This window comes from Agathobaculum faecis, from assembly GCF_014287995.1.
Lineage (GTDB): Bacteria > Bacillota > Clostridia > Oscillospirales > Butyricicoccaceae > Agathobaculum > Agathobaculum ammoniilyticum.
Genome location: NZ_JACOPL010000008.1, coordinates 116,304 through 134,650, shown reverse-complemented (window position 1 = coordinate 134,650; position 18,347 = coordinate 116,304). Strand labels below are relative to the sequence as shown.

General features: G+C 49.8%; 18 protein-coding genes, 1 tRNA gene and 1 pseudogene. 13 read left to right on the top strand and 7 right to left on the bottom strand.

Annotated elements, in window-relative coordinates; all coding sequences use genetic code 11:
* Window positions 1-14: 14 nt before the first annotated feature.
* The 6 genes from H8S45_RS10140 to H8S45_RS10115 form a co-directional block, all read right to left on the bottom strand.
* On the bottom strand, window positions 15-539 hold the full coding sequence (locus tag H8S45_RS10140) for a nucleoside recognition domain-containing protein (RefSeq protein WP_186950023.1): 525 nt from the start codon (window positions 537-539) through the stop codon (window positions 15-17).
* Window positions 536-1,195 (bottom strand): nucleoside recognition domain-containing protein, encoded by a 660-nt coding sequence (locus H8S45_RS10135; RefSeq protein ID WP_107631570.1) that lies wholly within the window; start codon window positions 1,193-1,195, stop codon window positions 536-538. Before H8S45_RS10135 ends, H8S45_RS10140 begins: the two co-directional genes overlap by 4 nt.
* Window positions 1,192-2,391: a M20/M25/M40 family metallo-hydrolase gene (locus tag H8S45_RS10130; protein ID WP_107631571.1), complete on the bottom strand. Its 1,200-nt coding sequence runs from the start codon at window positions 2,389-2,391 to the stop codon at window positions 1,192-1,194. The genes H8S45_RS10135 and H8S45_RS10130 overlap by 4 nt, the downstream gene beginning before the upstream one ends.
* A gap of 33 nt (window positions 2,392-2,424) precedes the next feature.
* Window positions 2,425-3,594 (bottom strand): hypothetical protein, encoded by a 1,170-nt coding sequence (locus tag H8S45_RS10125; protein ID WP_186950021.1) that lies wholly within the window; start codon window positions 3,592-3,594, stop codon window positions 2,425-2,427.
* Between the two features lie 279 nt (window positions 3,595-3,873).
* The gene (locus tag H8S45_RS10120) at window positions 3,874-4,794 is read right to left on the bottom strand and encodes a LysR family transcriptional regulator (protein ID WP_107631573.1); all 921 of its coding nucleotides are present in this window, start codon (window positions 4,792-4,794) and stop codon (window positions 3,874-3,876) included.
* Between the two features lie 470 nt (window positions 4,795-5,264).
* Window positions 5,265-5,738, bottom strand: a complete 474-nt coding sequence (locus tag H8S45_RS10115; protein WP_107631575.1) for a GNAT family N-acetyltransferase — start codon at window positions 5,736-5,738, stop codon at window positions 5,265-5,267.
* 381 nt (window positions 5,739-6,119) lie between these two features.
* On the opposite strand from H8S45_RS10115, the gene H8S45_RS10110 reads away from it, so the two are divergent.
* From H8S45_RS10110 to H8S45_RS10050, 13 genes and pseudogenes are all read left to right on the top strand, one after another.
* A complete protein-coding gene (locus H8S45_RS10110) occupies window positions 6,120-6,848 on the top strand; it encodes a GntR family transcriptional regulator (protein WP_054327850.1) in 729 nt (242 codons plus the stop codon).
* Between the two features lie 252 nt (window positions 6,849-7,100).
* On the top strand, window positions 7,101-8,471 hold the full coding sequence (locus H8S45_RS10105) for an acyclic terpene utilization AtuA family protein (protein ID WP_107631576.1): 1,371 nt from the start codon (window positions 7,101-7,103) through the stop codon (window positions 8,469-8,471).
* A 12-nt stretch (window positions 8,472-8,483) separates the two neighbouring features.
* Window positions 8,484-8,810, top strand: coding sequence for a DUF4387 domain-containing protein (locus H8S45_RS10100; RefSeq protein WP_054327852.1), 327 nt, complete (start codon window positions 8,484-8,486; stop codon window positions 8,808-8,810).
* A 69-nt stretch (window positions 8,811-8,879) separates the two neighbouring features.
* Window positions 8,880-10,241, top strand: a complete 1,362-nt coding sequence (locus H8S45_RS10095; protein WP_186950019.1) for a TRAP transporter large permease subunit — start codon at window positions 8,880-8,882, stop codon at window positions 10,239-10,241.
* Window positions 10,242-10,253: 12 nt separating this feature from the next.
* Window positions 10,254-10,574: a hypothetical protein gene (locus H8S45_RS10090; protein ID WP_054327854.1), complete on the top strand. Its 321-nt coding sequence runs from the start codon at window positions 10,254-10,256 to the stop codon at window positions 10,572-10,574.
* Between the two features lie 60 nt (window positions 10,575-10,634).
* Window positions 10,635-12,014, top strand: coding sequence for a sodium:solute symporter family protein (locus tag H8S45_RS10085; RefSeq protein ID WP_054327855.1), 1,380 nt, complete (start codon window positions 10,635-10,637; stop codon window positions 12,012-12,014).
* Window positions 12,015-12,483: 469 nt separating this feature from the next.
* Window positions 12,484-12,666 (top strand): hypothetical protein, encoded by a 183-nt coding sequence (locus H8S45_RS10080; protein WP_054327857.1) that lies wholly within the window; start codon window positions 12,484-12,486, stop codon window positions 12,664-12,666.
* Window positions 12,667-12,668: 2 nt separating this feature from the next.
* Entirely contained in the window at window positions 12,669-12,851 is a 183-nt protein-coding gene (locus H8S45_RS10075; RefSeq protein WP_147573723.1) for a hypothetical protein, read from the top strand.
* 220 nt (window positions 12,852-13,071) lie between these two features.
* Window positions 13,072-14,169 (top strand): HD-GYP domain-containing protein, encoded by a 1,098-nt coding sequence (locus H8S45_RS10070; protein WP_054327880.1) that lies wholly within the window; start codon window positions 13,072-13,074, stop codon window positions 14,167-14,169.
* A gap of 37 nt (window positions 14,170-14,206) precedes the next feature.
* The gene (locus H8S45_RS10065) at window positions 14,207-15,556 is read left to right on the top strand and encodes a GGDEF domain-containing protein (RefSeq protein ID WP_054327858.1); all 1,350 of its coding nucleotides are present in this window, start codon (window positions 14,207-14,209) and stop codon (window positions 15,554-15,556) included.
* 706 nt (window positions 15,557-16,262) lie between these two features.
* Window positions 16,263-16,463 (top strand): helix-turn-helix domain-containing protein, encoded by a 201-nt coding sequence (locus tag H8S45_RS10060; protein WP_054327036.1) that lies wholly within the window; start codon window positions 16,263-16,265, stop codon window positions 16,461-16,463.
* A 249-nt stretch (window positions 16,464-16,712) separates the two neighbouring features.
* On the top strand, window positions 16,713-17,486 hold the full coding sequence (locus H8S45_RS10055) for a tyrosine-type recombinase/integrase (protein WP_082397010.1): 774 nt from the start codon (window positions 16,713-16,715) through the stop codon (window positions 17,484-17,486).
* A 15-nt stretch (window positions 17,487-17,501) separates the two neighbouring features.
* Window positions 17,502-17,873: pseudogene (locus tag H8S45_RS10050) on the top strand (hypothetical protein); the annotation flags it as partial.
* A 161-nt stretch (window positions 17,874-18,034) separates the two neighbouring features.
* Here the strand turns inward: H8S45_RS10050 and H8S45_RS10045 are convergent.
* A tRNA-Arg gene (locus H8S45_RS10045) sits at window positions 18,035-18,111 on the bottom strand.
* Window positions 18,112-18,347: the final 236 nt, after the last annotated feature.

Sequence of the window (18,347 nt, the reverse complement as noted above, 5' to 3'; positions counted from 1 at the left end):
GCTCCTTTCCGCATTTACTGTACGCCCATCATCGAAAGGATGATGCGCATGATAATCAGGCTGATGGCTGCATCGAGCAGGCAGATGCCGATCAGCAGGGGATGCCATTTTTTGTTCGCGCCGGTCACCAAAACGATACGCGCATAGTGGCCAATCAGCGTACCCATCAGGATACAGGCAGGCAGCATCATGGAGGCCTGACCAAGCGTCAGGGTTCCAGCCTGATACATGGATGCCGCGGTTGCACAGCCGGATGCCTTGGCGAAAAATGCCGAGATCAAAACTGCGAACGCCTCACCCGGCAGGCCGAACAGCCCCATCACTGGACTCATAACCGTGCCGAGAAGGTCCATGAGTCCGGTTTCCTGCAGTATGTAAACCAGAACATATCCGAGAATCATTGCGGGGGTGATGTTTTCAATACCGACCTTGAAGCCCTTGGCACATCCTTTCAGGAATGTATCGACGACCGAAGGCTTTTTGGCTTTTTCGGGGGCTGCCTGCTGAGGGGCTGCTGCTATTTTTACTTCTGCATTCATAGTTTGCCCTCCTTATGCTTTTTGCCCTTCATGCGAAGGATCAACCGGACGATATTCGCACCGATCAGCTTACACACGACCATAATTACAATACAGGGACCGAGCGCAACCGGGCAGATCGCTACAAGCGGCGCACCGCCAGTAATCGTGTTATTGATACACGCAGAGCCGGCGTATTGATAGGCGACAAAAACCGTCCGTTCGTCATCGGTAATGTCGCCTTCCTCATACAGCTCACGGGTCATAACAGCTGCAACGTCCGAGCCGGTGAAGCTGGAGATAAAGGCGATGCCGCATTTGCCCGGAATACCCATCAGCGGACGAAGCAGCGGACGGAACACAATGTCAGACGCCTTGAAAGCGCCGAGCTGCTCAAATACGCCAAGCAAGCCGCAAAAAAACATAACTGCTGGGATCAGGTTAAAGCCGGCCATGAAGCCGTCCTTCGCGCCGGTGCCGCCCGAACCGATCAGATTGGCACCCGTTTCCCCGATCGTGCCAAACGCGCCGGAGAGGTTGGTAAAGTCTAGCACCTTGAGAGGGCCGTCCACCGTGCGAAAGGCACCAGACAGCACAAGAATCAGGATGACCAGTGAAATCCACGCGCCAATACCGATTTTTTCTTTCTGCGCCTCATTTTTCTCTTTTTCGTTCATTTGTTTACCTCCTTTCCTTTATCCCTGAAATCATCCTGTAATGTGTAGGCCGCGCAGGCGGCAAGCATACAGCGCTGGAACAGGGATTCCACTTCGGCACGCTCCTCTGGTGTATGGCTTTTTTCGCCGCGCGCCCCCATGCCGCATACTGTGGGTACTCCACAGGCGACAGTAATGCCGGAATCTGAAAGGCTGCCGACACGGAAACAGTCCACGTCTCCAAAGCCGCAATCCGCTGCGGTTTTTTTCACATGTCCGAACAAGGCCATAACACCATCCGTCGTATCCATGCAGTTCATCAGGCGGCTGGTATCCAGTTCGGCATATGTGTTGGGCACGGTATGGTGCTCCACAATGCTCTGGAGGGCGGTGAGGATCTCACCTTTGATCTCGGAAGTTGGGAAGCGGATCCCAAGGTTGATCGTACATGTGTCCGGAATGGTATTTTCGCCAATACCGCCGGATACCTTGCCGCAGTTGATCAGCTTTCCGCGTGGGATATCGTTGAGCGCTTCTATGGCGGCGATCTTATGTGCCGCCTCCAAAATAGCGGACCTTCCCTTCTCCGGCGCCAGGCCGGAGTGAGCGGCTACGCCATGCACCGTAATTTGGGCGGGGCCACCGCCGTTGCGTCCGACGACAAAGTGGTTGTCCAGATAGCCTGTTTCAAAATTGAATGCTGCCAGAGCGCCGCTTGCTTCTGCCTCCATAACCGCCTTAGCGTTTGAAAACATATGCAGGTTTTCCTCATCGCCGGCAAAGACGCACTTAATTGGACGCTCATGAAAGCCGAGCTCTGCCAGGGCTTTGATTGCATAGACTGCAATCACCAGCCCAGCTTTCATATCCACGACGCCGGGGCCATGTGCAAAGTTCTCCTCATCAACACGGAACGGATTCTCCTTTACTGCGCCTTCCTTAAATACGGTATCCATATGCCCGATAAACAGAAGCGGCGCTTTGGTGCTTCCGTTATCCCATTCGCCAACCAGAACGCTGCCCGCATTGTCCATGGGAATCGTGCGCGTTTTTACGCCTGCCCCCTCCAGTTCGCGGCGCAGGATATTGCATACTGCTTCCACGCCCTCCAACTGCCGTGAGCCGCTTTCCGTGTTGACCAGTTCTTCCCATAGGGAGAGCATCGGCTTTCGGTGTTTGTCGATATAGCGGCGGATCTGGTCAAAGGCTTGTTCCATACTTTACTCCTCCTTTTTCTTCATCTTATATACTCACAACAGCTGCACCGCCACGCCCGCAAGCAGGACGGAGGCGATCGTAACGGTGACAAAGCCCGCTGTCAGCATTTTAGGTAACAGATAGTTGAGAATAGCGGCTTTTTCCTCCTCGGTCCGCCCAAAGGCCTCGGAAACCTCCCAGGGGATGAGCATCGTGGTCGGGAAACCGAACGTACAGCTGATGCCGTAGGCTACAGCAAGCCCAAAGGGAATGTGCATCAGCCTCGCGCAGATGAAACCGGTCAGCACGGTGCCTGCCACACCGCACGTAGCGCAGAGCACCAGAGATGGAAAAACCGATATTACCTGCTGCGGCGTGACTGCCGCCAGGTTGGAAAATATCAGGATGGTGACAAAAAATGTAATCAGGCTGTCTGCCTGCGTCTTTGCTAAAATACCCTTTTCCAGAAAGCCCAGTGTGAAGAATATCACGCCCATGACCAGGCACATGACAAAGTAATGAACAGTGCCGCCGGTCAGGTCGGACGCATAGTGCGCCGCCAGTGCAACTAGGCCCAGCTTTGACAGATATACGGATGGGCGGGCGAACGCCTGAGGAAGTTGCAGCGGGCCGCTTGCTTTGGTGCCACGGCACTCCTGTGTAGGTCCGCTGTATTCAGCAACCAGCGCTTGGTTCTCGCGGAACTGCCTGGCGGTGCGCCGAAGCAAAAATGAGGCGATGGGGACACCGATAAATTTTTGTGTTACATAAAGCGCGATGCAGAGTGTGCTGGCCGCAGTCAGCCCCTTTTCATCCAGTGCGGTCGTCATGATCAGTGTTGCCGCGCTACCTCCGGCGAAAATCGGCGCGCTGGAAATTGCCATGTTGCGCCCGACAAGCGGTATGCCGATCCCGATAATTGCAGCTACCGCACCGCTTACACAGAGGAGCGAGATGACAACGACCTTCCACTGCCGCCGCAGCTCGGGGAAGTCGATCGTCGTGCCGAGGGATACGATCAGCAGACCTGCGATAATATTGCCGAATCCGGTAACCTGTGCATCCTCGATGATAGTCTGCGGCAGGATGCCGCTCCAAAAACTGAGGAGCAGCAGGATTGCAATGCTTAATACTGTCGAAAACACTGCTCTGGTCTTCTGCGCGATCAGCTCGCCAGCGGCATAGATGCACAGCAGAATGGTAAGTGCCAAAACCGGTGTCATAGGACTCCCCCTTTCTTTGCCTGGTAAAAGAATAGCATGCAGATTTTTTGTTTGTCCAAGTCGAAATAGTTATAATGCAGTTATAAATACAACATCATGATAAGAAAATATAAAAAGCCGGAATAAAATTATGCAATTCGAATAATAAAAAGGCACTGTGTACAAACACAGTGCCTGTATTTTTCTGTTTTGACGAAAGGATTCTGTTAAAATGCTTCTCATTATAAATAGTTATAACTCGGCTATAATTATTTTTCATAGCTGGTTATAACTATCTTTTCAATTTTCAATAGTTCCCAACGGATATAACCCTTCCAGCAGGCGGACAAAATCCCGAGCCTCCGGGCTGAGAAGCTCCCGTTTACGCTGCACCCAGCCGACGTTGATCCTTACGTCACAGTTGCGTATGGGGATGCTTTGGATATCGTATGCTGCAAAATCCGGCGCGCTCAGCCCTGGCCCAAACCGGAAAATATCGGTCTTGCTGAGCAGCGCAAGGATGGCTGCGCTGTCATTAACATAAACGACCTTTTTATGCTCGGTCAGCCGGATACCGTCGATTTGCAAATAAAAGGTAAGGTTGGAAAAGTAATCATCCGGCAGCCGCACGATGGGGAAATGCAGCAGTTCTGCCATTGTGACCTCATCCCGTCCATATAACGGGCTATTGGGGCCAACATTGGCATACCAGGTATCCTCCCCCAGGGGATTAAATACCAGGTTTTTGAAGTGGAGCATGTGCTTGAGTTCCTTGACCTGCACATTGTTGCTCATTACAAACCCGATCTCCGCCTCACCGCTTTCTACGCTTTCAATTACCTGCTGCATGCGCTGCTCCACCAGCTTCAGCGCGATTTCCTCCTGCTTATGATTGTTGTAGAATTTACTGATCAGCCGCCCCATGGTAATGATTGGATAAGAGGCAATTGAAAGAAGACGCGGCCGCTCCTTGGAGGAAAGCCCTTGGATCAGTTCCATCTGACTCAGGATGGTGCGTGCATACTGATAAAGCTTTTTACCGTCATCGGTCAGAACGACGCCTTTATTCGTACGGTCGAAAATATGTACATTGAGTTCGCTCTCAAGATTGCTGATCGCCTTGCTCAGATTAGGCTGGGTGACAAACAGCCTTTCTGCCGCCTTGTTGATGCTGCCCTGCTCCGCGACGGTTACGAAATAGGTCAGCTGTTGGATCTGCATACCAAATCCCTCACTTTCTATCCCTTGATTTTACCATATTCCTCTGAAATTTCAAGAATTACAGCCTAAGCTGGGAGAGCGCAGGCGCTGGCAGGCAAGCTGTGTGAAAAGGGAGTGAGCAACGTCTGGCTGTACGATGTATCCAACCCCCATGTTTCACCAAGGTACGCCGTTTGTCCGCCGGGATGGAGAGCCCTATACTTGACTACTGTGGCGCTCCTGTTTGACGACGGTAAACGGATTGGGGCTGGTTTTATGGAGGACGGGGATGTTACGGGGCTGACTGCACATATAATTCTATCCCGCTTTACATGATCATGGCCCAAATCGCATCAGCCATGCCGAGTACAGAATTCAAGAGGATTTTCGCTATAGACGGAATATGGTATTAATAAAGAAAACTATCATTGCAAAAGAAAGCACCGAACTGCGGCAGAGCCGCGCAGTTCGGTGCTTCTCCGTGCAGCGGTTTATCTTTTTTCATAAGAATAAACCATAATTCTTTCGCCTTTGGCATCATATTCCCCGTTGAAACGGAAGCCAAGCTGCTGATAAAGCTGGATCGCGTGACGGTTATTCTCATATACACTGAGGTATACGGTATTGCTCGAATACTCCATGTACAGTTTGGAAAGCAGGGCAAGCACTGCCTGCTTTCCGTATCCTTTCCCCTGGTATTTTCTGTCAATAAGCAGCCGGTCCAGCCATAGTTGGCCGGGAGCTGGTTCCGGAAAATAACCGTACATGGAAAAGCCAACCAGTGTGTTGCCGTCGTAAATACCGACAGGCCGCCATAGCTCCAATTCGTCTGCTTCCTGCAAACAGTCCTTTACGCTCTCAATAAAGCTGGCTTGTTCTGAAAAAACCGTCAGAGCTTCAATCTCTTTCCGGTTTTCCTTGTTTACCAGCTCGAAATGTAATGGTATGTGAGTATTGAAAGCCATAATATTGTTCTCCTTCAAGGTTTTTTGGATTAAAGTGGAAGAAATCATAGGAGTATAATAATGTGTGTGGGAGGAGTTGAAAAAATGGGGAATGAGAGGGTGTACGGTGCCGTCTATTTACGGGCCCAGAAACGCGCCCTTCAGAGCATAAAAGCACAGGTAATAGGATAATACCACAATATATCATATCGAATCAAGAAAATACAGTGGATTAAGACGCCGCTCTGCCGTTTGTGAAATGTTGAAAATGAATGAAGAATGGCCTGCTGTTTTCCGTGTCGCAGCCCTTGACCTGGTTTTTCCAAATACCTATAATGGAAGTACAGACCAGTTGATCAGGAAAACGGCTGGACTGCAATAAAAAAGATAGAGGAAAAACTAATGCTTGTTCATGATTCTGTTGTTGCATTGTATGTGCAGCTTGCCAATTGCCTCTCGGATGCGATCTATCAGGGAGAATATAAGCCGGGTGATAAGCTTCCCTCGGAGAACAGCCTGTGTAAGCAGTATGGAGTCAGCCGGATCACCGTGCGACAGGCTTTGAACCTGTTGATTCAGCAAAACCTGGCGTTTGCGGTGCATGGTAAAGGCACCTTTGTTAAGGCACCGGATATCAGCCATGAGCTGAACCGCATCATCAGTTTTAGCCGCGTGCTCCAGCTAAAAGGGTTGACGGGCTATACCAGGGTGCGCGGCTTCCAAGCGGAGGCAGGCGATGCCGCAGCGCGGGAACGCCTTGGCAGTGCTTGCGCTGCGCTGGATCTGGTTGGGTATGCGGCGCAGACACCAGTCGTTTACTATCGATCCTTTTTCCCGACAGCGTTGGGCGAACGGATGTGGGAAGCTGCAAGGCAGGCAGAGGCTGCCGGACAGGCATTCTCAACATTCGACCTGTACGCAAGGCTTGGAATTAGATTAAAGGATGTAGAGCAGACATTAGGAGCGGTTAATGCAGATGCGGGGCTGGAAAAGATACTTTCGTTGCCGCACGGAAAAGCGTTGATTGTTTTGCGATCACTGTATTCCTCTCATGAAAATCATCCATTGGAGTATAAGCTGGGCTATTACCGTTCGGATATTTATTCCTTCCATTTGCAACGTCAGGTATGAGCAGGTGCGGTTGAGTGGGAACTGGAACGGTTGCTGCTCATACAGTTCGGCAACTTGTCATAACAATTTTTGATTATTGCTTTGGATTGTCATGAAAATGGATATAATGCACAAAAATATACGGAGAAAATTGGGGATGAATTGATTAAAATAGCCATAAAATATATTGATTTCCTAAGAGATTTATCTTAAAATCAGTATAACTTGTAATAGCAAGTTATACTGATTTTAATTTTTGTTAGGAGGATCATCATGGGAAAGGAAACGCTGCGAATCATCTCTCCGAATGGACATCTTGGCTTTGCACCGACAAAAGAGGGGAGCTTCTATATCGGTGCGGCAACGCATCCGGATTATTATTGCTGCGATTCCGGCAGCGATGATATCGGCCCAGTGCCGCTGGGTATGGATAAGTGCGCCAGCCATCCCGACTGGCAGTACCATGACTTGGAACTGATGCTTTTGGCCGCGCGTGAGCAGGGCGTACCGATGATCATAGGTTCAGCGGGCGATACGGGTACGAACAGCCGCGTTGATATGTATGTAGATATGATTCGGGATATGGCCAAAAAACATGGGCTCAAGAAATTTAAGCTCGCGTATTTCTATTCCGAGGTTGATAAGGAGTACCTGCGCCGCAAAATGCTGGCAGGTGAAAAGATAGAGGGCCTGAACAGCAGGAGCGATCTGACGATCGAGGAGCTTGACGCTACGACTCGCATCGTTGCTGTTGCCGGTGTACATCCGTTCATCAAGGCGCTGGAAATGGGCGCGGATGTAATCATCGGAGGCCGCACAAGTGACGCCTGCGTATTTGCCTCGGCCGCGATTTATGAAGGCTTCCCGGAAAACATCGCATATTACACCGGCAAGGTGCTGGAATGCGCTTCCTTCTGCTGCGAGCCCTACGGCGCGAAAGAATCGGTTATCGGAACAATTACCAAGGATGACGTTAAGGTTACGGCTATGGCGCCGTTCCAGCGCTGTACGATCGCTTCAGTAGCGGGCCATGCAATGTATGAACGCACGAATCCATATTATGAATATGTTGCAGGCGGCTGCTTGGATATGAGCGAGTGCAAATACGAGCAGTTTGACGAAAAGACCTGCCGTATCACCAACCCCAAATTTATCCCCATTGATGGCCGTATCAAGGTCAAGCTGGAGGGCTCCGGCTTTGTGGGCAAGCGGTATATGGGTCTTGCGGGTATTCGTGATCCTTATACCATTCAAAATATCGACAAGGTGATCGACTGGGCACGTTCACAGGTCGCGGAACGTCATCCGAACGATAAATACGAACTGAGCTACCGTATTTTTGGCAAGAACGGCGTCATGGGCGACCTGGAACCGATCAAGGAAACCAAATCACACGAGCTGCTGGTCGTTGTAGAAGGCGTGGCCGACGATGATAAGCTGGCTGAGGAGGTTACGCTGATCGGCATGCGGCAGATTTTCTACGCCCGCCTGCCCGAGGTTAAGGGTACGGCTGGCACGGCAGCCTTTATTCTGGATGAAGTAACCAAGATATCGGATGCGTATACCTGGACCATGGACCACACTGTTGAGGTGGACGATCCGCTCGAGCTGTTCCCAGTTTCCATGATTGAAATCGGCGAATGAGGAGGAGAAAACATGAAAACCATGAGACTTGTTGATCTGGCAAAGACGATCCGCAGCAAAAATGCGGGTACCGACAGAATTACGTTTGATATCATTTTCCGCGATCCGGCCAACTATGAAATGGTCAAAAAAAGCGGCGTGCTCAACCGCCAGTTTGTTGCCGAGCTGTACGGCATACCCGAGAGCCGCATTGCGGACTTTGTTGAGTTCGATCCGGGCTATGCCATTAAATTTACAATCAACCGCCTGAAGCCGTCCGGCTCCTTCGGTGAAGGCGATGTGTTCGGCTGCCAGCAGTACCCGCCTCTGCTTGACGTAGAGATACCTGTTGAAGACTGACAGCTATAGTTCAACGTGAGCAACCGTCGGAAGCCGAAGAAACGACCAGAGTCTTAAAGGAGGGGGATTATGCCTGTTGAACTGATCTATCTGGTTGTCCTGCTGATTACAATCTGCATCTTTTTCATTGTGCTCAAACGCCCGATTTATGAAGGGATGCTGGCCGGGTATATTGTAATGGTTGCTATGACCGGACAATGGGGCCATATCTGGGACCATGTTTATGCAACGTCCACGAATACACTGTTTTACGCGATCGTCGCATTTATGGTCGTGGCGCAGATATTTACGGGGACAAAGGTCATTGATTCCTGTATCGAGGTCGTTTTATCCATCTTTGGGCGAATCAAGGGCGGTACGGGCTATGTAGCGCTTTTGGTGTCCAGCTTTATGGGCGCGCTGTCCGGAAGCGCCGCAGGGAATGTTGCTGCGACCGGCGTTTTTACGATTCCCGCGATGAAGCGCAGCGGCTTCCCAGATTACCTGGCCTCCAATATCTGCATGGCTTCCAGTACGATGGGGAATATGATTCCGCCCTCCGGCATCATTGTCGATTCATTCGGCGTTCTGGCGACGTTATACGGTGAGGACACCTATACCATGTCACAGTTCTGGATGTTGATGTGGGGGATATGTCTGTGGTTCATCCTGCAGCGCGCAGTAACGATCTTTGTGTTCTGCCGCTATCACCACATTGAGGCTCTGCCGGCCAGCGAGGTTCCGCGCTTCGGGGAGGCTGTGCGTAAGGGGTGGCGGTCGCTACTTATCCCAGTGGTCATCCTGCTGCCGTTCTTTCTGGATGCGCAGCTCAAGAGTACATTTTTCACCTCTCGCCTGACGGCAGAGGGAGCATCGGCGTTGTCAAGCTGCGTGCTGCTGTTTACGCCCGGCATCGCAGCGGTCTACGCTCTGTTCATTATCCGCAAAAGCATGAAAGTCGGGCCGCGTCAGATAGCAGGGCTTCTGGCAAAGGGAACAAAGTCCATCGTGCCGGTTTCGGCTACCATTTTCTTTGCTTACTGTATCAGTAACCTGTTTGAATCCATACATGTTGGCGAGAATATCGGTAATCTGATATCGAGCTGGGGCTTTGGCCTGGTGCCACTTGCATTTATCCTGCCACTGTTTACCGCGATCCTTGGCATGATATTGCCCGGCTCCTCACAAGTGGCGATATTTGGCACGGCGATTGTATCAGTCATGGCCGCCGCCGGTGCCAATCCGTTCCTTGTAGCCGGAATGCTGCCGGTCATCTGCGGTGCGATGGAAGGGATGACGCCACCGCTGGCGCTGTGCATGTATACGGCAATGGGTATTTCAGGTTCTGAAATGAAGCAGACAACACAAAACTGTGTGATATGGTGCGTGTTGCATTATCTGCTCAGCGTAGTGTTCCTGATTGGCATAGTACCTCTATTCGGAATGGTGTAAGGAGGGATGGATATGAAAAAGGTTTCCGGCTTTTTATATCAGGTTTTCGGCTGGGGGGCGTATGTGTCCATCTTTGCTGGTGCGGCTGGATTTGTCGGGTTTGTTGTTGCACTGATTATTGGGGGCGATACGGGCGCGGCGATTGCCATAGCGGTAAAAGCCCAATGGTTCCCTCTGGTTATTAAGGTTGCCAGCGTTTCGGTGGGGCTGGGCCTGATCGGCATGTACTGCGGAAAGGAAGAGGCGCTTTCCATGGCGGCAGATAAAAAGGAAGCCGAAGAAGACCTCAAACGCAACCTTGAGGAAGCAAGAGAGAACAAGGAGCAGAAATGAAACGCAGCGAAAGGGCCTTGCCGTTTGGCAGGGCTCTTTCTGATAAAGGAGTGAAATGCAATGGGGACGATGCACTGGCTTGGCGCGCTGCTGACGCTGGGATTGATTGCAGTGATAGGTGTTCGGGCTGGACGGAAGGTCACAAGCGCCCGCGATTTTGCAATTGGCGGCGGTAAATCTACCGCCGCGATGGTCGCAGGCGCAGTGATCGGCACGCTGGTGGGCGGTTCATCAACGGTCGCAACCTCGCAGCTGGCGTTTGAATACGGCTTTTCGGCGATCTGGTTCAGCTTGGGCGGTGGGATTGGCTGCCTGTTCTTGGCACTGTTTTTTGCGCGGCCTATGCGGAAAAACGGCTACCTGACACTACAGCAAATGATTCAGAGCGAATACGGGCCGCGCGCTGGCTTCCTGTCATCCGTGCTTGGGGCTATCGGTATTTTCCTGAATATAGTCGCTCAGCTGTTGTCGGCAATGGCGCTCCTGTCCGCTGTGGTCGCCTGCCCTCCTTTCGTTACTGCGCTACTGTCCGCCGGCCTGATGATCTGCTATGTATTCTTTGGAGGCATGCGAGGCGCTGGCACAATTGGGCTGATCAAAACAGTGATGCTATACATTTGTGCGATTATATGTGTGGGACTGGTTTTCCGTGAAAGCGGAGGATTGTACGCATTGTATGAAGCGCTGCCGGCCGGGCAGTATTTCAACCTGTTTGCCCGCGGTCTTGGAACAGATGGCGGCGCAGCGCTGTCGCTTGTGCTGGGGGTGCTTTCTACACAGACGTATGCGCAAAGCGTGCTGTCCGCCAAAAGCGACCGCACCGCGGTTCAAGGTGCATTGGCCAGTGCGGTGCTCATCCCGCCTATCGGGCTTGGTGGTGTGCTGATTGGCATGTACATGAAAACCGCGTTCCCTTCAATGGACGCAGCGCAGACTTTTCCGGAGTTTATCCTGCTTTACTTCCCTGGATTTTGGGCAGGGGTATTCCTTGCGGTGCTTCTGGTCGCAATTATTGGCTGTGGCGCTGGCCTGACACTGGGCATCAGTAGCATCGTAACGAATAACCTGTATGCGCGCATTGTGCCTGACAGTACGGACCGGCAGCGGCTATGGGCGGATCGCGTTGCAATAATTGCCGCGCTGCTGCTGGCGGTATTGTTTACCATAGGCGATCTGCAATCGGTCATCCTGCAGTGGAGCTTTATGTCGATGGGCCTGCGGGGCGCGGTGATCTTTCTGCCGCTGTGCGGCGCTCTCTTTCTGCCCGGCCGGATCAAGGCGCGGTATGCGGAGCTGTCTATCGTTGCAGGACCGTTATGCGTACTGCTGGGCGAGGTAGTATGCAGGGTGCCGTTTGATCCCCTGTTCATCGGCATGGCAGTCAACTTGTGTATTATGCTGGCTGGATGGGCAGAGGGAAAACGCGGGCTGCGCACCTGATATAGGGGGGCAGCTGGCGCGCTTTCCGGTTTCTTTTGTCTGGACGGAATGCGCTGGATAAAAAGAGGCCCCGTTCCCTGCTAACCGGGAACGGGGCCTCTGCTGCGAAAGGAGACAGGTAGGTAACCAATGACAGGAAAGTAACCGTATCCAAAGCGCGGATGCAGCTGATACACTAATGACATTCTTAATCCGATAAAAAGCGGGCAACGCTATTTCAATTGAAACAATGGCTTAATCTGGCACGCCATAAGGAATTCGAACCCTCGACCTTTTGGCTTGTAGCCGTTGAGCACACGCGTATTCTACGCAAAGAGTGCTTTAAGACGACGGTTACGAGCGGAAAGGTCTGGGGGTTTCTGCTTTTCTGTGCAATGTTTGCAAGCAGAGCCTTACAGTGCGCACAGTTCATGTTAGCAGTTGCGCACAAAAGTATGTTGAAGTATAAAAATGGAAAGGAAGAAGCCTGATGGCAACCACGGTCTCTCATAAAAAGACGGAACAGGAAAACCGACCGCTACCTACAACCTTCGGTTTGCTACAATACAATAATGATACCTCACTTTTAAAAAGGATACCGCTCGATGTGGCGCTGTCCCAAGGCAGGGTGTACGCTTCGGGTGATACAGTGAGCATCGCGGCCGAACGATAACCTTGGACGATGCTGGCGTCGGAGAGGGTACGATGCAGTCCACGCAGAATGTGACATGGGATACCAAAAACCAATACCTGATGCAGAGAATCACCGATCCTGTGACAGGCTACAGCTTCACCGGCCGGGCGACTACCCCTTCGGGCAAGGTAGTCAAGGAGGACAACGCGCTTGCAGACGACTGATCGACAAGGATGGCAAGACTGTACCGCCTGCATGCCGCCTGAAAGCAGACCTCTTCAGGCTTGAGGTATGAGACTTCAGGATATGATTGGGGGAATTTAATATAATATTAATATGCAAAGCTGTAAAATTATAAAAGGATTTGCCGATTTATATATAAAAGTGGTTGAACGAACCGGCCTTGAAGCTGAAGCAGTTACTGTACAGAAGGGAATATCTCCTATGAAAAAATTGATAGAAAAATGTGATTCCCCACGTGATACTATATTAATTGTGGATGATTCGATAGTAAGCAGGGCAAGCCTGAAGAGCATTTTTGGAAAAGATTACCGTGTGCTGGAAGCAGACGATGGTCTATCTGGTCTCGACATGCTCAAGAACGCAGCGGAAAGACTTGCCGCTGTGATTTTGGATATTGTGATGCCGAGAGCCGATGGCATTCAGGTGCTTCGCATTATGGGACAGATGGGAGTGCTGGACCAGCTTCCGGTATTTCTGATCACAGGAGAGCATAAGGATGAAGTCCTGCGGGAGGCATATGAGCTTGGAGCCATGGACATTATCCCCAAACCTGTAATTCCATACGTTGTGGAAAGACGTGTGAAATCCGTTATCGAGCTGTTCCATTCGCGAAATAACCTGAATGATATTATTGCTGAACAGAGGCAAGCGCTGATGGCTCAGGCGGAACAGCTGTATGAATACGGAGTCGGAATGATAGAAACGCTTTCCACGGTGATTGAGTTTAAGCATGATGAGTCCGGAGGGCATGTCCGCCGGCTGCGCGCCATCACAACACATCTCCTGCGTCATACCGCCTTTGGGGAAGGGTTAGAGAATAAGGAAATCGACCTTATCGGTATGGCGGCGATCACACATGATGTGGGGAAGATTGCCATACCGGATCATATTTTGACCAAGCCCGGCCGGTTGACAGAGGAAGAATTTGAAATTATGAAGACGCATACAAGCAAGGGCGCGGATCTGCTCTCCAGCATTACCCCGTTGCGCGATCAGGCGTTTTATGCTTATGCGTATGATGTTGCGTTGCACCACCATGAGAGATGGGATGGGAAAGGCTACCCAGACAGGCTGATGGGTGACGAAATTTCTACCGGCGCACAGACTGTAGCGCTTGCGGATGTGTATGATGCTCTGGTAAGCAAGCGATGCTATAAAAATCCTTACAGCTTTGACGAAGCGGTCAAGATGATCATAAGCGGGCAGTGCGGTGCGTTTAACCCCCAACTGCTCCGATGCTTTCTGGATATTGAAGGAGACTTGCGCAGACTTTACAGCAATCTTGCAAGCGTATCATAAATAAAGTTAAAACACAGTAAAGAGGGTGACAGGCTAAATGAATAGATACTTTGCGGAAAACAGCTATCTGCTGGATGTGCAAAGCGAAATGCAAATCGGCATCTGGACAATAGAACTGCTGGAGGACGGGACATATGTGATGTATGCAGACCATATCATGCAGAAAATTCTCAGTGTGGACAGCACAATCCCACCCAGGGCATGTTATGAGGAGTGGTCAAACCGGATATTTATGACACACACCGAGCTTGTACATCAGGAGATGCAGCGGGCAATGGCAGGGGAAGAGGTGGAGGTTGTTTATCCGTGGGTCAGCCCTGAAAAAGGGCTGATATACGTTCGCGTTGGTGCAAGAAGGGACAGTATGCATTCGGGGAACAGGATATACGGATACTGCCATGATATAACAAAGAAAATAACCAGTGACGAGAGGAATTCCTACTTTTCACGGCTATACCAAAATATTATCCAGACATTCGGCATTCTTTATCAGGGAATATATGTAGTCAACTATATCAGCCGTGATGTGCTGCCGATACGCAGCGCATTACATTGTAATATCAGCGAGCATCATATGCTAACAGTGGAAAAATTTATTTCAGAAATGGCGGAGGTATTTGGAGCTGAAACTGCTGAGGAGATCAAAGAAAATATAGCATCATATAAACTTGCTGATAGTTCGCAAACAAAGGGGAAATTATACAGCAAAGAGTGCTGCATGAAATCCGGTAAAGAAGGCGCATGGTTTGAATTGATAATATGCAGAGATGCCATATCGGACAACGAAAACATTATATTGGCATTCAGAGATATTAGCACCAGCAAGAAGCAGGAAGTGTACACCCAGTCGGCTATGGAACAACTGAAAGCACAGAGTAATACGGATATGCTGACGGGTATACATAACCGCCGCTTTTTTGAAAAACGCGTAAACCTGTTTTTGGAGGATGGATGCTGTTCAGGCGCATTTTTGATGCTGGATCTCGATAATTTCAAAAGTGTAAACGACACATTTGGCCACACGCAGGGAGACCTGTTGCTCATGCAGACGGCTGATATTCTGCGGCACACTTGCCGGAACGATGACGTAGTAGCAAGGTTTGGTGGAGACGAGTTTGCGATTTTTCTGCAAAATGTAAGCAGTGAGGGGGTCATCCATTTTTGTAACCGCCTTATGCACCGGCTGAGGCACACCTATGACCGTGATGGAAAAACAATAACTGTGAGCGCTTCTATAGGGGTAGCTCTGTGTGTACAGCCGGGAATATCATTCAAAGAGCTATATCGACGTGCTGATAAAGCACTGTACTGCTCTAAAGCCGCAGGAAAGGGCAGGGCTACTTTTTATGAGGATGAGGACTGTCGCCATGCGGAACGGATAGGTTAGCATATAAAAAGACAGACGTTTGAGATAGGGCACGGTATAGTAATGTATGAATTTTAAAAATAGTTTCAAAAGTATGTAAATATGGAAATAACATCACCAAACTCCAACTATTCAATGGATTTGGTGTTTTTTGTAGCATAGTTTTTTGTTCTAAAAAAGTATACTTTTTCGAATTACTAAGCCATGCGTTGTAAACTTCAAAAAGTGGAGGCGAGCATTCTCGACGTGCATCTTTTTGCGCGACTACACTTTTTTATTTCTCAGGTTGCTTTCAATGAGCGTGTCCCTCCAGGCATAAGCGTAAAATAAATAATTAGAAAAGACATACAGTTGGAACAACCTCCAACCCTATGTGCTAATTAAGTTATGCACTTCTTTTCGATTACCAAGATAGACGACCCTGAGCCTTTTGTAATCTCTTCAACTTAGGGTGCTGGCCGCAGTGGTCAAAATAGGGCGTGAATTCCCACTCCAGCGTTAGCTGCACCGGGGACAAACATAGTAATCATAACCATTCGGTAATACCATCACTTATTTAAAAAAATCGTATTAAAATTAAGTATAAATTTTGAACCCCGAACCGAGCGTCTTTGCATTTACTGCCCTTATTGTTATAATAGACCTGCCAACGTATCAAAATTCTGCTTAAAGGAGGCGTGTTACGGTAAGGGCGGTGCATCGGGCGCTGTCTACAGGAGGGACACATATGGAAGAAAACATATTGCAGGAACAGGACGTAGAGAAGAAAACCTATTCCGTACCGGAAATGGCGAAGATCCTTGCGATTAGCAAGCGGAGCGCATATCAGCTATGCAGCCGCACCAGCGACTTCCGCGTGCTGCACGTCGGCCGAACGGTCCGGATCCATAAAGAGTCGTTTGACCGCTGGTTTTCATCATGTTTCTGACCTGCCTATTCTGTGGAGGCAATCATGGCAACGTTAAAAAAGAGGCAACAAATATGCTGTCATTTATGATTATTATGACGCAGATGGGAAAAGGCGCCAAAAGTGGGAAGCCTTTGGCCGAAAAGAAGATGCAGAAAAATTCAGGAAGAAAATCGAGTATCAAAAGGTCCGTAATACATTCCTGACACCATCGGATCAAACGGTAGAGGAATGCCTGATGTCATGGGCGAGCTTGTATGACAAATCGAAATGGTCATGCAGCATTGTACATCTCTCCTGGCTTTGCTCCGCAATCATATTATTCCGGAAATCGGACGGATACCTGTACAGAAACTACAGCCGATACATGTTGAAATGCTTTACAACACTCTGCGAACGAAAAAATGTGGCGGCGCAAAGGGACACGCCGAAGACAAGGGCAGGATTCCTTGTCTTTCGGCAACTACCTTGCGGCACATCCATACGCTGCTCAAAACCGCTTTTGACAAAGCAGTGGATTGGAAAATCATTGAAGAAAATCCGGTCACCTGCGATGCACCTAAAAAAGCAAAAACTGAGCGCCACATCTGGACAGCGGAAATGGTAAAGCAGGCACTTGATGGCATTGAAAATCCGCAGCTTCATCTTGCGGTACACCTTGCGTTCATTTGCTCGCTCCGGATCGGCGAAACAGTTGGTCTGACATGGGACGATATTGATTTTGACAAAAATCTGATTCATGTCCACCGCACACTTCAACGTGTAAGCAGAGAATCGCTGCAATTTATACCGCAGGATGACATTATCCACATTTTCCCCAGTAAAATCGCGAACACCAATTCCACGCTTGTACTCAAGCTTCCGAAAACTGCAAACAGCAACCGTATCATTTACCTGACGCCGGCCCTCCGGCGGGAGCTTATGCTGCGCAAGGCAATGGCTGCAAAGCAGCGAGCTTTTGCCGGAGAGGAATACTACGATTTCAATTTAGTGTTTGCATTGGAGGACGGTTTCACAGTGGAACCGAAGCTGTGCGAGAAATAGTTCAAACTTTGGCAGAAGCGAAGTGAACAGGATCTGCCGCCTTTGATCTTTCATGAACTCCGGCATTCCAGCGCGACCTATAAGCTGCTTGAAAGCGGCGGTGATGTAAAATTGGTACAGGGCGATATGGGACATGCCTCTGCAATAGTATCGCTTAATACTTATGCGCTTACTCAGGACAATCGCCGGCGGGCTTTGGCCGAAAAAATTGCGCAAGAGTTTTATGGTGACCATACAGAAAATGAGCGTCAGGATCAGTTAATGCAGATTCTCGATGAAGATCCTGAAATGAAGAAAAAGTTGCTGGAAGCACTGCTTGCAGAGCGTGCACAAAAAAGCGATGTTAGCAATCTGTTAGCAGTTCGCCCGCAGGCAAGGAGAAAATGAACGAAAGGAAGTATCCATCAAAAGGGTAGCCAAACACCTTTGTTAACAAACTGCTAACAGGATAGAGGCGGTTTTATGCTGGCACCCAAATTTGTAAGCTTCTAAAAAGTTAAAAAAACAAGCGATTTCCGAAGAAATCGCTTGTTTCCCACAAGAAAAAGTGGTACGCCAGAAGGGATTCGAACCCCCGACCTTTTGGTTCGTAGCCAAACACTCTATCCAGCTGAGCTACTGGCGCAAATTATTAACTTGTGGCACCCCCGAGGGATACAACGCAGTTTCGACTGCCTAAATAGGATACCATAATTCGGTGGGGGTGTCAATTGTTTTTTTCAAAAAACAGAACAAAATTTATGAACCGCTTTCCTCGTCGCCCGGCAGCTTACAGGAGAAAGGCTGCGCGGGGATTCTTGCCAATTCGTAAAAAATGCGATATAATACAAAGCATACTGCGGGGCTGCACGATTCCGTGCG